At 48.6% G+C, this 15,743-nt stretch carries 16 protein-coding genes; 4 read left to right on the top strand and 12 right to left on the bottom strand.

Annotated elements, in window-relative coordinates:
* Positions 1-32 precede the first annotated feature (32 nt).
* Positions 33-776, bottom strand: coding sequence for an IclR family transcriptional regulator (locus tag FGT79_RS26380; RefSeq protein WP_138755831.1), 744 nt, complete (start codon positions 774-776; stop codon positions 33-35).
* Positions 777-1,026: 250 nt separating this feature from the next.
* Between FGT79_RS26380 and FGT79_RS26375 the strand changes: the two genes are divergently transcribed.
* Both FGT79_RS26375 and FGT79_RS26370 read left to right on the top strand, forming a co-directional pair.
* A complete protein-coding gene (locus tag FGT79_RS26375) occupies positions 1,027-2,082 on the top strand; it encodes an alpha/beta hydrolase (RefSeq protein WP_138755830.1) in 1,056 nt (351 codons plus the stop codon).
* Between the two features lie 181 nt (positions 2,083-2,263).
* Positions 2,264-3,349, top strand: coding sequence for a Fe-Mn family superoxide dismutase (locus FGT79_RS26370; RefSeq protein WP_138755829.1), 1,086 nt, complete (start codon positions 2,264-2,266; stop codon positions 3,347-3,349).
* Between the two features lie 49 nt (positions 3,350-3,398).
* On the opposite strand, the gene folE is transcribed toward FGT79_RS26370, so the two are convergent.
* From folE to FGT79_RS26330, 8 genes are all read right to left on the bottom strand, one after another.
* Complete coding sequence (gene folE, locus FGT79_RS26365) at positions 3,399-3,992, bottom strand: GTP cyclohydrolase I FolE (RefSeq protein WP_138755828.1); 594 nt, start codon at positions 3,990-3,992, stop codon at positions 3,399-3,401.
* A gap of 36 nt (positions 3,993-4,028) precedes the next feature.
* Entirely contained in the window at positions 4,029-4,250 is a 222-nt protein-coding gene (locus FGT79_RS26360; protein WP_138755827.1) for a YneF family protein, read from the bottom strand.
* Between the two features lie 126 nt (positions 4,251-4,376).
* Positions 4,377-4,919 (bottom strand): methylated-DNA--[protein]-cysteine S-methyltransferase, encoded by a 543-nt coding sequence (locus FGT79_RS26355; RefSeq protein ID WP_138755826.1) that lies wholly within the window; start codon positions 4,917-4,919, stop codon positions 4,377-4,379.
* Positions 4,906-6,093, bottom strand: a complete 1,188-nt coding sequence (gene queG / locus FGT79_RS26350; RefSeq protein WP_138755825.1) for a tRNA epoxyqueuosine(34) reductase QueG — start codon at positions 6,091-6,093, stop codon at positions 4,906-4,908. The genes FGT79_RS26355 and queG overlap by 14 nt, the downstream gene beginning before the upstream one ends.
* Before the next feature lie 3 nt (positions 6,094-6,096).
* Complete coding sequence (rnhA, locus tag FGT79_RS26345; protein WP_138755824.1) at positions 6,097-6,531, bottom strand: ribonuclease HI; 435 nt, start codon at positions 6,529-6,531, stop codon at positions 6,097-6,099.
* Positions 6,532-6,544: 13 nt separating this feature from the next.
* The gene (gene lepB / locus FGT79_RS26340; RefSeq protein ID WP_246096642.1) at positions 6,545-7,171 is read right to left on the bottom strand and encodes a signal peptidase I; all 627 of its coding nucleotides are present in this window, start codon (positions 7,169-7,171) and stop codon (positions 6,545-6,547) included.
* Positions 7,168-7,725: a DUF402 domain-containing protein gene (locus FGT79_RS26335; RefSeq protein WP_138755823.1), complete on the bottom strand. Its 558-nt coding sequence runs from the start codon at positions 7,723-7,725 to the stop codon at positions 7,168-7,170. The genes lepB and FGT79_RS26335 overlap by 4 nt, the downstream gene beginning before the upstream one ends.
* Positions 7,726-7,835: 110 nt before the next feature.
* The gene (locus tag FGT79_RS26330) at positions 7,836-8,258 is read right to left on the bottom strand and encodes a GNAT family N-acetyltransferase (RefSeq protein WP_138755822.1); all 423 of its coding nucleotides are present in this window, start codon (positions 8,256-8,258) and stop codon (positions 7,836-7,838) included.
* A 344-nt stretch (positions 8,259-8,602) separates the two neighbouring features.
* Here FGT79_RS26330 and FGT79_RS26325 point away from each other — a divergent pair, with 344 nt between their 5' ends.
* Together FGT79_RS26325 and FGT79_RS31375 are read left to right on the top strand one after the other, a co-directional pair.
* Positions 8,603-9,214 (top strand): superoxide dismutase, encoded by a 612-nt coding sequence (locus FGT79_RS26325; RefSeq protein WP_138755821.1) that lies wholly within the window; start codon positions 8,603-8,605, stop codon positions 9,212-9,214.
* 543 nt (positions 9,215-9,757) lie between these two features.
* Positions 9,758-10,627, top strand: a complete 870-nt coding sequence (locus tag FGT79_RS31375) for a hypothetical protein (protein ID WP_171056460.1) — start codon at positions 9,758-9,760, stop codon at positions 10,625-10,627.
* A 99-nt stretch (positions 10,628-10,726) separates the two neighbouring features.
* Here FGT79_RS31375 and FGT79_RS26315 read toward each other — a convergent pair whose 3' ends face one another.
* The 3 genes from FGT79_RS26315 to FGT79_RS26305 form a co-directional block, all read right to left on the bottom strand.
* A complete protein-coding gene (locus FGT79_RS26315) occupies positions 10,727-11,845 on the bottom strand; it encodes a S1C family serine protease (protein ID WP_138755820.1) in 1,119 nt (372 codons plus the stop codon).
* A 12-nt stretch (positions 11,846-11,857) separates the two neighbouring features.
* Positions 11,858-13,111: an FxLYD domain-containing protein gene (locus FGT79_RS26310; protein WP_138755819.1), complete on the bottom strand. Its 1,254-nt coding sequence runs from the start codon at positions 13,109-13,111 to the stop codon at positions 11,858-11,860.
* Positions 13,112-13,592: 481 nt separating this feature from the next.
* A complete protein-coding gene (locus tag FGT79_RS26305) occupies positions 13,593-15,569 on the bottom strand; it encodes an AraC family transcriptional regulator (RefSeq protein ID WP_138755818.1) in 1,977 nt (658 codons plus the stop codon).
* Positions 15,570-15,743 lie beyond the last annotated feature (174 nt).

The following is a 15,743-nucleotide window of genomic DNA, read 5'->3' as shown; positions in this document are numbered from 1 at the left end:
GGTCTAGGAATAGTCCCAGACCTGCTCGATGCTTACAATATCATAATCCCCATCCGTTTGGCAGACTCCATCATAATAGGAGCATACTCCCTCATCGTCTCCATCGTAAGCCTGCTCGCTGGCCCTGATACAGATAGAGCAGCCGCAAGCTTGCCTGTTCGATTGAATATCGGTGCGGACAATGCTGCAGCACCTGGCTCTCGCTCCTCAAAGCTGGTTGCGTAGCCTTGCTCACAAATCTCATCCAACTGCTGCTTATATTGATCCAAATCAATTGTATACAGCCAAGCCGGATCTCCGAATATGCTCTCTTGTACCAAAAGATCAGAATAAGCGATGAGTACCTTACTTGATGCCCCTGCATATAGCGGCAGCCTTACTCCGACAGGCGCTACTCGCCTTACAGGCTGATTGCTCTGCACGGCCTGGATGCGAATACGCTCTGAACCATCTCTTACATATATACTAACGGTTTCTCCCAGTAGATCGCGAAGCCGCTCCATCTCTGGCAGCCAAATCGTTGCTTGATCGTCTGAACGTGATAAGTTGGCGGACAGCTCCCACATTTTCATACCCAGGTGATAACGGTCCGTTTGTCGGTCCCGCTCAATGAAGCCCTTCTCCTCAAGCGTCGCAAGCATCCGGTGAACCGTGCTTTTGTGCAGGCCGACATGTTCAGCAATCTCCGTCATCGCCCAGTCTGTTTTTGAAGTAAAACACAATAATATATCAAGCGCCCGATCCACTGCCCGAACCGTTGATTTCCCTTCTTCCATGCAGCCGCACCTCCCCTTTGAAGGTTTCACTGAATGAAACCCATTCTCATTCAGTATAACTCATAGCTTCCATTCTCGTAAAGAAGAGTTCTTTACATTACAGTAATATTACAAATGATTAACAATACCTCGACATCAATTGACAGGCTCCTAGGACCGGACTACGATTAAAGTACTAGAAATGAAAAGCGCTTACAACTTATGGAATGCTTCATCCATAGAGGGTTGCACGCATAGGGAGGACACCTACATGAGTACAACGATGATGACACCAATGCCGCTTGAAGGTGGGTTTCCGCAGAGCCTTCAACCCTTTCCGCTAGGAGACTCGAGCAACTCCTTCCTCTTGCGAAGAACGAGAAGCCGCGGCAAGCATTTGCTCATTGCCTCCATCGCTTCCGTAACGGCGATGTGCTTGCTTCTTGTCATTATTTTTCATGGCTATGTAGCTTGGATGCTCGCTTATCCTTACGTTGCACCGCTCACCTCTAATCCGCAAGCGGCTATCGGCCTAGATTATGAGGATGTCATTTTCCCTAGTAAGAGCGGCAACACGACCGTCAGCGGCTGGTTTATTCCGGCAGAGACGGATAGCGCCTCGTCTGAAGCATCCGTTCGAACGGTAGTGTTCAGCCATGGCTATGGCGCGAACCGTGAAGAAACGTGGGTACCTATGTATGAACTATCCAAGCTGCTTCATGGCTTGAACTATAATATATTGCTATTCGACTATGGATACGCCTCGAAGGAGTACAAAGCGCCAGCTACAGGCGGACTGGAGGAATCACAACAGCTGCTAGCAGCTGTTGATTATGCCAAATCCCGCGGTGCTGAGGATATTGTCGTATGGGGCTTCTCGATGGGAGCCGGTACAGCCTTGCAAGCTGCCCTGCAGACGGATGAGATTGACGCTATGATACTCGACAGCTTGTTTATCCCAAGCTCCGAAGCGCTATTCGATAACCTGAACCAATTCGTATCCCTGCCTAACTTCTCATTGCCGCTAATAGAATCGTTGATTCCGCTATGGACAGGAACAAGCTTCGGCTCCATACCAGCCAGCGAGGTTATAGCTAATAAATACGACATTCCACTCTTTATTATACATGGCACAAATGATGTGAAAGCCCCCTTCGCAACAGCTGAAGCTATTGCGGAAGGACAAGGCAATACTCTCTCTCGTTCTTGGATCGTACAGGACGGTAAGCATGAGCTTCTATTCCAGGTTCATCCGAGCGAATATATCCAAAGAGCCGTTTTGTTTTTGAGTCAAGTAGACTTGCAGCTCCAAGCTGAACCAAGGTGAAACGGCTGTCGCCGTCCTCTGGCGGTGCAGCGCGTTTCAGTCCGAGAAATATAAGCGAAGTATAAAGGTGAAACTTATAAACTCTTATATTTGAATATAATCAGCAAGCACGACATAAGCCCCTTTGGCAAAGAATACATCTAACTTAGATGCTATTGTTGCAACAAAGGAGGCGATGGTCGTGCTTTTTGTTTACGGAGCGCTCATGCCGGTTCGCGTCATGGAGCTGATCCGCCAGTGGAAGCTGCAGGAGAAGGAGCATGCTGCCGTTATTAGGCAAGCCTCTCCAGAAATGGAACAGCAATATGCTCAGCTTCTTCAAGCTTGGGAGCCTGTCTTCTCACAGACTGCCCAATATACGCATCAGCGGCTGGACGAATGGCTCCCTTACCCCACTCGCTTGCCTTCCTATGTAGACCAAACGGTAGATTCCCTTGTTCAAGCAGCCCTTGAGCAGTCTCGTACCTATGTCGACCAGCTGTCACAGCTTATTGAACGAACTGCAGCAGTCGCTTCACCAATATCGAAAACGATCATCCTTCATTCCATTCGAGAATCCAACTATTACATCGGCTTGATGAGCGCATATCGCCAATCCGCGAACGGCTCCGACAGTCGTAAGCTGCATGCTCCCGTTCAGCAGGTTCCGATAGGCGGTCATAGCTTTCCGCCGCTGCCTTACTCTTATGATGCTTTGGAGCCATACATCGATGAGCAAACGATGCGTATTCATCATGATACGCATCATCGCGCCTATGTTGATGGTCTGAATAAAGCCGAGCTTGAGCTGCAAAAGGCGCGCCGGTCCAATCAATTTGAGCTTGTGAAGCATTGGGAACGCGAGCTTGCCTTTAATGGAGCAGGACATTATTTGCATACTCTATATTGGAATGTCATGTCACCCTATGGCGGCGGGGAGCCGGTTGGATCACTTAGTCAACAGCTTCACAGTGACTTCGGCAGCATCTCCTCCTTCCGCAAACATTTTAGTGAAGCAGCGGTGAAAGTAGAAGGCGGCGGCTGGGCTCTTCTCGTCTGGAGCCCGCGCAGCAGGCGGCTCGAAATTCTGACCGCCGAGAAGCATCAAAACTTATCACAATGGGACGTTATTCCCATTCTTGTACTCGATGTGTGGGAGCATGCCTATTACCTCAAGCATCAAGGCAATCGTCATGCGTATGTACAGGACTGGTGGAACATTGTTATTTGGCCATATGTGAATGAACGCTTTGAAGAAGCCCGCAAGCTAATTTGGGCTCCATATTAAACAAAAGTCCGACCTGGGATGCACCCTAGTCGGACTTAATATCGCCATGCTATTGCTTGAGCAGCGTTAGGAACTCAGAACGAAGTGCGGAATTGGTGCGGAATTCTCCCCTTACTGCAGACGTGACCGTCTTGCTCCCAGGTTTCTTCACGCCGCGTGCACACATACATAGGTGCTCGCCTTCCACAACGACCATTACACCATTCGGCATAAGCTCCTCATCGAGGATGTCTGCAATCTGCGACGTAATACGCTCTTGCACCTGCAAACGGCGGGTGACCGCTTCAACGAGTCTTGCAAGCTTGCTAAGCCCGGCGATTTTCCCGCTTGGCAAATAGCCGATATGCGCTTTCCCGAAGAATGGAGCCATATGATGCTCGCATTGGCTGTAATACACGATATCTTTGACGATAACAAGCTCCTCATGCTGCTCATCGAACGTAACACCAAGCACCTCGCGAGGATCAACCTCATAACCGGCAAAGATTTCTTCATACATACGAGTTACACGGGCAGGCGTATCAAGCAAGCCTTCACGCTCGACATTTTCCCCAATTAGCTTGAGCACTTCTTTTATATGATACTCAATCTGCTCCCGATTGCTCGTTACAGCCGAATTGACATAGTCTTTTCTTCCCGCCATTTCCGAACTCTCCTTCCTTCCCCTTCACGCAAACCCTTACCTGCGAGGCATTTTTTGGTTTTTCATCATGTGCTGCGCTTTTTGCATCTGCTGCTTGTTCAGGTTGTAGCCCATTTGCTTAGCCATCTTCTGAATCATCTCTGGATCGTTCTGCATTTTCTCAAGCTGCTTGCGCAGATAGAATACGCCTACAAAAAATCCCCCTACAGCTCCTGCCAATAATGTAACGATAGGTACTACGATATTTACCCAAGTCATACCTTTCACCTGACCCTTTCTATAGCTCCTGCTGTGTGTATAATGTTCCAATGATAGCATGTTCGACCCGTACGCGCAATGAACGGGTTTTTACGAGTTCACTCTTTTTTCGACCCCAATATTCAACTAATACGAAGCGCTTTTTTCCAAGTCCAGCAGTGCAATTTTGATAGGCAGGCCCCCGCCATAACCGACCATTTGGCCGCTTGCTCCGATAACCCTGTGACAAGGTACAATGATGGACACGGGGTTGCGGTTATTTGCCCCGCCTACAGCACGCATCGCACCTGGCTGGCCCAGCATAACCGCAATGTCCTTATAATTACGCGTCTCTCCATACGGAATTTGCCGAAGGGCTTCCCATACTCTCTGTTGAAACGTTGTACCGTACATTCGAACGGGGAGCTCGAACTGCTGAAGCTTTCCTTCGAAATAGCGGTTAAGCTGATTGGACGCCTCATTCAGCAAGGGATGCTTGGAAGCTTCCAAGAATGTAATTTCTGCAGCATGCGGCCCTATCTGACGGCCAGCCCATTGTTGAAGACCTTCCAAAGCTGCCTCATAAGAAGCGAAATCCAAATGGCAGACAGCTTCGTCACTTGCGGTCAGCGTCAAAGGTCCGATCTTAGAATCAATTGTTGCTGCATATAAACGTTCACTCACCTGCATCGCCTGCTTCCCCGCTTACTTGAACCTCTTCAGAAATGCCACCAAACGCTTCGAGCGCATTCGCTATCGCTTGCAGTGCTTCCTCATCGCTTTCCCTTCCTGCAGCTGCGAGCAAAGCCTCCTTCGCTTGTTCGCCGCCAATTCTTGCAAGCGACCAAGCTGCCGTTCCGCGCAGCACGGGGCGCGTATCTTGCTCAAGCACACGAATCAAATCAGGCACTGCACTCGTTTCCTTGAAGTTGCCAAGTGCGATAACGGCATTGCGCTGAATCGGCTTCTTCCCGCGCCATGCCGAGGAGGTACGGCCATATCTCGTCTGAAACTCTTTGTTGCCGATTGTCAGCATAGGGACAAGCAAAGGCTTCACCAGCTCCAGATCCGGCTGAAGCTCCGGATGATGCGTCCAGTTTTTGCCGCGATTAACTGGACAAACGATCTGACATGTGTCGCAGCCATAAAGGCGATTGCCAATTTTGCGCATAAACTCGTCCGATAACATGCCTTTCGTTTGCGTGACGAAGGATATACATCGACTGGAATTCAGTTGCCCCGGACCAACCAGCGCATCTGTCGGACAAGCGTCAATACATTTCGTACAGGAGCCGCAGCTTTCTGTAACCGGTTCATCTGGCGCAAGCGGCAAATTCGTAATCATCTCGCCCAGATAAATCCATGATCCAAGGTCAGGCGAAATGATCGAGCAGTTCTTCGCACTCCAGCCAATGCCGGCACGCTCAGCAACCGCACGATCTGACAAAGCCCCTGTATCAATCATACTCTCCACTCGCAGCTCTGGGACACGCTCCCGAAGCCACGCCTCGAGCTTAGCTAAACGGTCACGCAGCACCTTATGATAATCTTCCCCCCAAGCCGAGCGGGACATGATTCCCCGCCGTGCCCCCGGCTCCGATTTAGGAGGGTCTTTCAGCTTCGATGGATAGGCAATCGCAATCGCGATAATCGACTGCGGGTTATCAAATAATAGAGCCGGATTCGTTCGCTTCTCAATGTCAGGCTCTTCGAAGCCTGACTCATGGCCAAGCTCGCGATGCCGCAAAAGGATTTGTTTCAACGATACAAACGGGTCTGCGGAAGCAATTCCGATTTTGTCGATGCCTAAGCTTTGGGCAGCCGCCTTCATCTCTACCTTCAGTTGTTCCCACTTATCAGCCATCAGCTATAACCGTTTAATGGCTTCACGAGCAAGTTCGTCACAGCGATTGTTCCATTCGTTGTCGCTATGGCCCTTTACCTTTATATATTCAACGTTATGCTTCTTCATAAGCTCCCAAAGCGCTTTCCAGAGCTCTTGATTCTCAACAGGCTCCTGCTTGCTGTTCTTCCACCCATTGCGCAGCCAGCCTTTAATCCAGCCTTTCTGAAAGCAGTTGACGACATAGGCGGAATCGCTATACACCTTAACCAGGCACGGCTCCTTCAGAATGCTCAGACCCTCAATAACTGCCTGAATCTCCATGCGGTTGTTGGTCGTATATTTCTCTCCGCCTGAGATTTCCTTCTGATGGACGCCAAAGAAGAGCACTGCGCCCCAGCCGCCCGGACCTGGGTTACCGGAGCAAGCTCCATCCGTATAGATCATCACGTCCTTCATAGCCCTATCCTCCTTAAAGCGCTCTTATCTCTTTGAATGGCCACAGTATGAAATCCGCTCTGCCCCGGATAAGCTCTTCGGGTACTGCGTGGAATGATCTGCTGTCCAAGCTGGCCCTTGAATGGCGGTTGTCTCCCATTACAAAGAAATGACCCTCATTGATAATTTCTGGTCCATAGCTCATATCTTCTATTAAACTATCGGTATACGGCTCCTCAACGAGCTGACCATTGCGATACAGACGCTGGTCATGTACTTCTATCTTGTCACCTGGAGTGCCAACGATTCGTTTAACCAAATACTTCTGTTCACCATCACCGGTGTCCGGCTCCTTCAGAATAACGACATCTCCGAACTTTGGCTTGCTGACAAGGAAGATAAATTTGTTCACGAACAGCCATTCATGTTCAGTCAGCGTCGGCTCCATGGAATGCCCTTCAACCTTGGAGAGGTTAAATACGAAAAAATGCAACAGCAGTACCACAGAAAAAGCAATGACCAGCGTTTTCGCCCAATCCTCTGTCTCCGTCATCCAACGAGGACGCTTGGCGGCTGCATCAGGCTTGGCTGAAGCATCTGATTCTAGAAGCTCCTCCATATGCTCAGCCTCTTGCTTCTTATTCGGTTCTATTACGTTCATTCGCCCACCTCTTCACTGCGTTTCGCCCAAGCTTCATAATATCGAGTAACAAGTTGATCCTCGAAAGGCGACTGATTCCGATCCATTCGCTGCAAGAGCGCCTGAAGACCCTCCTGCACCTTGTCATCCACCATTTTCGGATAATGGTAAGTTGCTTTATGCAGTTCGTATTCGTCCTGGTCGACAATGGTTCTTTCACCACTCACTGTTCGAATAACATCCAGATCGTAATCAATGTAGGTCAGCACATCGCCTTGCAGATAAGGAGGTGAAGCAATGTTGCAGTAGTAGCGTACGCCTCCTTCTTCCATTAAAGCAACAATATTGAACCACTGCTTAGGTATAAAAAAAGAGACGGCGGGCACGCGGCTAATCCATATCTTCCCATCCGACTCTTGAATGGGTGTTTGGCGGTTGATGAACACCTTCATCTCTTCCGCTTTATGCCCCTCTTCAAGCAGCTCGTCCGGAACAAGCCAATTCTGCTGCCAAGTACGGTGAATGTGACCGTTATGTTTGAAGCTTTTGATAACACAGTGCCGATATGGTTCCATCCCGTTCTCCTCATAAAAGTATATAGTAATAAGAAAAGCATATCTGACCGCCAAAAGCAATGGCGATGCAGATATGCCCTGCGTACAACATACATGCAGTAAAGTTCGCGTTAACCAGCAACAATGCTAAGTTTCTGAAAAGATCTGATAAAATCGTTGGCAGCATAGCCTAACGACTCATACAGCGGTAAAACCGGCTCATTGTACTCGTCCGCGGTAATTAGTATCTTTGTGACATTGCGTTGTTCAAAGCGCTGGCGCAATGATTGGATAAGCATTTTGCCAATTCCTTTCCGCCTATGGAGACGAGAAACGGCAATTCGATAGTAATAACCCTTGTTATTATCAATCGTACCGATGATCATGCCCACAATCTCGGAATTTTCGACAGCGACTAATACTAAATCACTATCCCATGACAATTGGCGGGCAAAAGCTTCCATCGTTTGTTCGTAGCACTCTTCAGTCAATACATCCTCAAGCAGTGCTGTAATTGGTCGGTAATCGGACAGCTGGAAGGAACGAACATTCATTAAAATTACACCTTCTATACCATGTCATAGTACTGCATCTAGAATATATTACGACAAAATTTAACGAAATCCTGCTTCTATCTTTAATATTCCTTAAAAAAATTAAACAAATCCACGATTATCTCATGAAAACGCTTTATATTAAGCGCTTACACTCATTTAATCGTTTTTTATGTTAACGGACCCCCTCCATTCCGCCTACTTTGTATAAATTCCATAGGACGGTGATACCCTATTCTGAGCAATGTTCCCCTTTCGACTTTTGCAACATTAATGTTGATTTATTCGATCGGATAAGGGATAATGGACATGGATAACTACATATAACTAGGAGGCTGTAAAAAATGGCACATCAACTACCTGCTTTGCCTTACGCGCACAACGCACTTGAGCCGCATATCGATGCGACTACAATGGAAATTCACCACGGCCGTCACCATAACGCATACGTGACTAACCTTAATGCTGCTCTGGAGTCCGCTCCTGAACTGCAAAGCAAATCAATCGACGAATTGATCGCTGATCTTGCAAGCGTACCTGAAGCAATTCGTACTGCTGTTCGCAACAACGGCGGCGGACATGCTAACCACAGCTTGTTCTGGGAAACAATCGCTCCAAACGCTGGCGGCGCACCAACTGGTGCTCTTGCAGCAGCAATCGAAAGCGAGCTTGGCGGCTTCGAAGCTTTCAAAGCAGATTTCGCTAAAGCAGCAACAACTCGTTTCGGCAGCGGCTGGGCATTCCTTGCAGTAGCTAACGGCAAATTGAAAGTATACAGCTTGCCGAACCAAGACAGCCCGATCATGGAAGGCGAAACGCCAGTTCTTGGTCTTGATGTTTGGGAGCACGCTTACTACCTGAACTACCAAAACAAACGCCCTGATTACATCGCAGCGTTCTGGAACGTAGTAAACTGGGATGAAGTTGGCAAACGTTACGAAGCAGCAGTGAAATAATACCCTTTCATCAGAAGCAGCGCCGACCTCATACATGAGGTCGGCGCTGCTTTTTTGTCTATTGCACTTGATACGACTACTAATAGAAGCTCTGTACGCCCCAATCCGGCTTCGGCTGCAATCCGCTCAAGGAATTAACCTCGTTTAACTTTGCTACTTTTGGCAGTATTTCAACCTCGTCTAACACTTGGTTTCTTTCGCGAGCGTGCAAACGTTTCTCTTACGAACATTTTGGAAGGTTAGACGAAAAAAGAACGACATTTTTTCTGTTAACGGTCATAGCAGCAAATTAAAAAAGTTTACTCCGCTCAAAGTTGGAATAATGAGCTGCTCTCCTGTCGTCCGTTAGAACCCACACTTTGCTTTTATTAGCCTCTAATCTGCGCTCATGACCGTTATATTCTACGACTACATTCGAATACTTTCGTATATAGTCGGATTTGATATCCTTCACATTCTTGCGTACACCGGATAGGCAGTTGCCGCATACGATAGATAAGGATAGATGCCTAATCTGTTTCGTAAAGGAGTTTGAATGCCTGCATGGACTATACTTATACTAACGAACAACAAATGCGCGGGTATCAGCAGCAATCGGCTCCCGCCAGCAGCGACTGCGGCTGCGGCGGACCTCGGTCCATAATGCCCCCGCCGCCTCCAGGCGGTTTTGGACCCGGCGGCTTCGGACCCGGCGGTCCCGGCGGACCAGGGCCATTCCCTCCTGGACCAGGGCCGTTCCCTCCTGGACCAGGGCCATTCCCTCCCGGACCAGGACCGTTCCCTCCCGGACCAGGGCCGTTCCCTCCCGGACCAGGGCCGTTCCCTCCCGGACCAGGGCCGTTCCCTCCCGGACCAGGGCCGTTCCCTCCTGGACCAGGGCCGTTCCCTCCCGGACCAGGGCCGTTCCCTCCTGGACCAGGGCCGTTCCCTCCCGGACCAGGACCGTTCCCTCCCGGACCAGGGCCGTTCCCTCCCGGACCAGGGCCATTTCCTCCGCCGCGGCCGCCGTTTCCTTTTCCAATACCATTCCCGATTCCTTGGCCATTCCCTCCAGGCCCGCAAGCATCGGTAACGGTCGTAATCAACGGCGGAAGAACATTTCCTAACGTTACGCAAGCATATCGCGTTCCCTTCCGTCCAGGCCTGACGATTTATCAAGCATTAGCGGAAACAGGCGCGGTACGCTTCAACTTCAACGGACAAATTATCTCCGTCAGCGGCGTACCGATTGGCGGAAATATCAGCTACCAGCTGCAGTTGAATGGACGTGTCATTCCAGCTTCCTTGCTCAGCTTCCCGGTTCAGCGCAACGATTCCGTAGCTCTTGTGCTCATATACAATCCGCTTGTGCGCGAGGAAGAAACAGAATTCGCCGATGAGTCCGACGGCTTTGATTTCACAAGCGAGAATTAATCCACATTCCCTGCATGCTATGCCAAAAAGCGAGAGAAACCGTTTCCCTGAACGGTTTACTCTCGCTCTTCTTTTGCCACTAGGCTATTGGAAAATTGATTATTTGATGGCCTTCCCTTTGCCGCTCACCAGCTTTAATTGATCATTCTCATATCCTACTTCATAAGTTACCTGATATTTGCTGAGCACATACTTGCCATTCACGCGCTCATCTACCGATATAACGGCAATAACCGTCGCTTTGTCTTCTCTGCTCTCCTTCACATGCATATCATCGATGACGACATTCAATGTGCCCAAATAGCCTTCTCGAAACTTCTCGTAGCTTGTGCCGGACTTCCAATTCCCTCCAAGCAGCGAGTAGGCATACACATAATCCGCATTGTTCAAGCTATCGTAGAAATGGGTAACGAGATAGCCGGCAAACTCCTCCACCTTCGATTCGCTCTCCATATTGACTGTTTCATCCGCTACTTCAAGCTCCGGAAGCTCCGCCATCGGCTCCTTCGACCAGCTTTCAGCAAGCTCAATGACATTGGCAATTGGAATACTGAAGCCGATCGATCCCTGCTCGTACCCAGCCGAATTAATGCCAAGCACCTCGCCGGTTTTCTGATTCACCAGCGGTCCGCCGCTGTTTCCTGGAGCGATTGGTGCTGAAATCTGATATAAATCGGAATACAAGTAGGGTTCAATCTCGAAGCTTCTGCCGAGTCCGCTTATGATGCCTGTAGTTACCGTGTTTTGAAAACCTAGCGGACTGCCCACAGCCAGCACCTCATCACCGACCTCCGCTTTCTCTTGTCGCAAAAGCTGCAGCGGCTCCGTGCCGGAAAGCGCAGGTACACGTACAACAGCGATATCCGTTTCGCTACTGATACCGATGACCTCGCCAGTCAGCTCGCGGGCGTCTGCCATCTTAATCTTCACCCCGCGTGACCCTGCCACAACATGTGCATTCGTTATCAAATCGCCCTCCAGATTATAGAGAAAGCCAGAGCCCTGACTCCCCTGCTCTGTCTCGATCATGACAACTAGCTTCTGTGTCTCAAATATAATGTCCTTCAGCGTCTTCGATTTCTGCTCTTCCGCAAGCGCAAGTAGCGGCTTTCCAGTTAGCTGGCTTGGCACTTCGACATGGACGGCTAATGCAGCTGCCATTCCCCCGCATACAACAAGGGTTGAAGCGATCGCACTAAACCATACTCTTTTACTCATTGCATTGTCTCCCTAATCCAAATACCAAGTCGCATGGTCAACGACTACGGTCGTATTCTCATCTATAACGCCATAGATGGTACTGAATATACGCAAGGTCTCGCCAGGCGCTACATAAGCTTCTTTATCTTCCGCTGTACCCGTGCCAACCACATTGCCTTGTGCATCAGTTACAGTAAATTTCACCGTTATTGCATAGATCGGGCGAGTAGCGGCATTTCTCAGCTCAGCCTCAATGTTCAGATCACCAAATTCATCAAATGTAGAATCAATGTGTACAACCTCTACCGCCGCCGTCTGATTTTTCAATTCCTCTGCTGCGGCCTGCTGCATCGCATGCTCCAAGCGCTGCTGCTCAGTACGCTCATAATCACTTTGGGCCTGTAAAATTTGCTCCTCAAGCTTCAATAGCTTCTCATTGTCCTTGGCAATCCCAAGTGCTTTATCGGTCACAGCAAGAGCAGCGCTAAAGCTCTTGCTCTTCAGCAGCGTCTCCGCATCCTTTATACTAATAGCGACTATTTTATCTACAATCTGCACTCTCACTGCTGCAGCTTCTTCACCATCTAAATAACTAGCGCCATTAAGCTTGGCAGCAAGCTCTTCCACGGTATGAAGTTCGGCCATCTCGCCCGTCAGCCTCAATACTTCCAGCTTAACCGTGTATTCGCCCAATACAGCTTTAACCTTATCATAAACAGGCTCCGAATGACCCTTGAGCTCGTCCCTTGCTTTCTCCAGCATATGCCCCGCGTCGATTATCTTCTGTTCTTCAAGCAGCTTGCCGATTCCCGACATCATATCAGAGATCCCCATAACATGTTCCACGATCTCCGCATCTTTCTGAATAGAAGGAAAGCCCGGGCGGGCATCGCCCGCTTCTTTCAGAAGCGCCGCTGCTTGCGTATAATTTCCGACAAGCGCATCCTCTTTCGCTTTTGCTTGAAGCCTAATTACACGATCATTAATATCTGATTGATAGATATAATAGCCAACTACGGAGGCTGAGGTTAGGAGAGTCAATATAATAGGTACTAACCATGCCCATATAGAGCCACCAGCTCCCACATTCCGTGAAACAGCCTGTATATGTATATGCGCACCTGCTACTCCTGCTTCTACTGCTGCAGCCGTCTCGGATATGACCGGCGTGTGCTCCGCTGTTGAAGCTGCTGCTGCATGCTGATCAGGCGAAATTCGCCTTCCGCACTGGCTGCAATAAATAGCATCGGCTGCGCTCTTCTTTCCGCAATGATGGCAATACAATTCTCGTTCATCCCCCAGCTCATAAAACTCTCTATGTACTTTTTATCTATTCTATAATAAAAACAAATATTTTGCATTTTATCCCAATGATTAGGAATTAAAATGAGCGAAGCTACTTTCAGTTCATGCCCTATGGCAAGTAAACAAAGAAAAAACGAGTGATGAGAGCTGCACCCACGACGAAATGGTACGCGGACTCTTCAAAACTCGTTGCCAGACTCGCAAAAGAAACCATAAGGACTATATCGATTTTGACATAGACACAAGACGCTTTGCAAGCCTTATTTCTGCATGGTTGCCGGTTAAATTACTCGTCCCCCTCGAAGCCAGATTGCTCAAGCTTAATACGACAACAGAGCCAAGAAAAGTAAAGACCGCGGAGCCTCTAGGCATCGCGGTCTTTAAGAATCATCCAGTTGTGTCTTCGACTGGATTCAATTAATCATATACACTTTTTCAGCTTTAAGTATGCTATCCTATATCACTTACCCAGAAAGCTCTCTACTATGAATGCCAACTGCGCATCCAGTGAGATAGGGTCATTATAATAGGAGCCTTTTTGATCAATAAAATAAACCTGATTATTTTTCACGGCAGGCAGCGTCTTCCAAAGCGGACTTCCGTATACGACATTCGCATCGCCATCATCCCAGCCCCAATTGCTTGTGAAGATGTAGTCACCCGCATACTCCGGCAGCAGCTCCAGTGTTAAGCTCACTCCGAACTCCTCGCCATCAATCAGCTTCTCCTGAATAATGGCAGGCGCCTTTAGTCCGAGGTCACCGTGAATGATTTCGCCGCCTCTTCCACCTTTATTGCCCCAAGCGTAGATGCCTTTCGCATACGGCTGAAGAATCGACACCGTCTTATCTCCAACCACTTCCGCGATCTTAGGCTTTACCTCTGCAATTTTTGCATTCCATGCACTTATCCAATCCTGTGCCTGCTCTTCCTTGCCCGTGATTTTACCGAATTCCACCAGCAAATCCTGCGGCGTTCCATTGCCGTATTTGAGCCTTACAACCGGTGCGATTTGCACCAGATTCTCGTACTGGGCTTCTTCAATATAATCGAACGCAATAATCAAATCCGGCGCTAAGTCCAATATAGCCTCGATGTTTGGTTCAGCGCCCATATTAATGACGTCAGCCAGCTTGTCCTTATGATAAGGACTTTGCAGTGCATCCTCCGTAGCAGCTATAGGCGTCACGCCTAGCGCTAGCAGATTACCAATCGCGCTTCCCGTCAAATCAATAATCCTCTCCGGATCCGCAGGTATCGTAACCTCGCCTTTACTGTCCGTATAGGTTTTAGTCGCTGCCACCGCGTTGCTTGGCTTTGCCGTCTCCGCGACGGTTTCCTGGCTTGTAGCCGATGCACCATTCGTGCCTGCATTCGTATTGACTACATTCGTTGCACTGGAACAAGCGCTAAGGAACAAGGTTAAACATAACAGCAGTGTCGCTGTTGCGATTGAAGTTGACTTGCTTACTTTCTTCATTTGTAATCCCCCTCTTACGTGCAAATGATAATAGTTCTCGTTGTCTTTGACACTATAGCACTGAGAATTAGCCGCAACAAGGGCAGATTTCATACGAAGATTGGGCAATTCTGATATGAAACCCTCCCCTCCGTATTTCGCTCTGAATTGCACAGGAGGTATGCCGTAGTTTTTCTTGAAGCTGCGACTGAATGTATGCGCGTCAGGATAGCCAACTAACTCGGCGATCGCCTGCAGCGAATAATCAGATCTTATTAAATAACTCGCAGACATCTCCAAGCGAATGCGATTGAGGAACCGAATCGGACTCTCATTCATCCGCTGCTTGAACAGCTTCGTCAGATAGCTGACACTACAGCCAAACTGTTCAGCCATCGCTTCCAATGTAATTGGGTTCATATAGTGATCCTGCATATAGCGCAGTATTTGCCCCATTAGATCAGGCTGAATTGGATTTGCTCCTTGGCTCTGCATCTGGCCAAGCAACTCATGAACAAATTGATAGAATAAGGTTCTTGCATGAAAAGCGTCAAGCGGACTATGCTTCAACCAATCCTCGTGCATGCGCTCCATTTTCTCCAGCAATGGCAATGGATAAGCCGGAACGAAATTATAGGCACATTGAAATGGATTATCTCGCTCTATCTGCCTGCTTCTCTTGCTAGAAGAAGGCAGCATAAGGACAGCCTTATATAGAATCAAATAATATTCGAATGCTTCTTCTGCTAACATGTATAAGCTCGCTCCGCGCCCGCCATGCACAATATGATCTCGTCTTACCGTTTGCAGCGAATCATCCATCTTTATCTCAGCATACCCGCTGCGCACATAAAGAAAGGCGCTTGCAGGCAAACGGTAGCTCTTCATCTCCGCCCCTTGCTCGAGCGACCCATAGCGGATATCCAGCACTTTAATGGAAGCCTGATTCCATAATGCAATATGTTCATTCACATTCATCGTCGTTTATTAACCTCCCGACACTGTTCAACCTTTCTTCTTATTATATTGATAACGATTCTCATCGTAAAGGGAAAATGATGATTTGTGTATCGGATAACCGAACAGACTGAACGTACTCATACGCCCTATCCTTTCAAAAGCAAAGAGTAACATAGAACAAAATACAGCCTG

It is taken from the genome of Paenibacillus sinopodophylli, from assembly GCF_005930355.1.
GTDB classification, from domain to species: domain Bacteria; phylum Bacillota; class Bacilli; order Paenibacillales; family Paenibacillaceae; genus Pristimantibacillus; species Pristimantibacillus sinopodophylli.
This window is presented reverse-complemented; position numbering and strand designations above follow the sequence as displayed.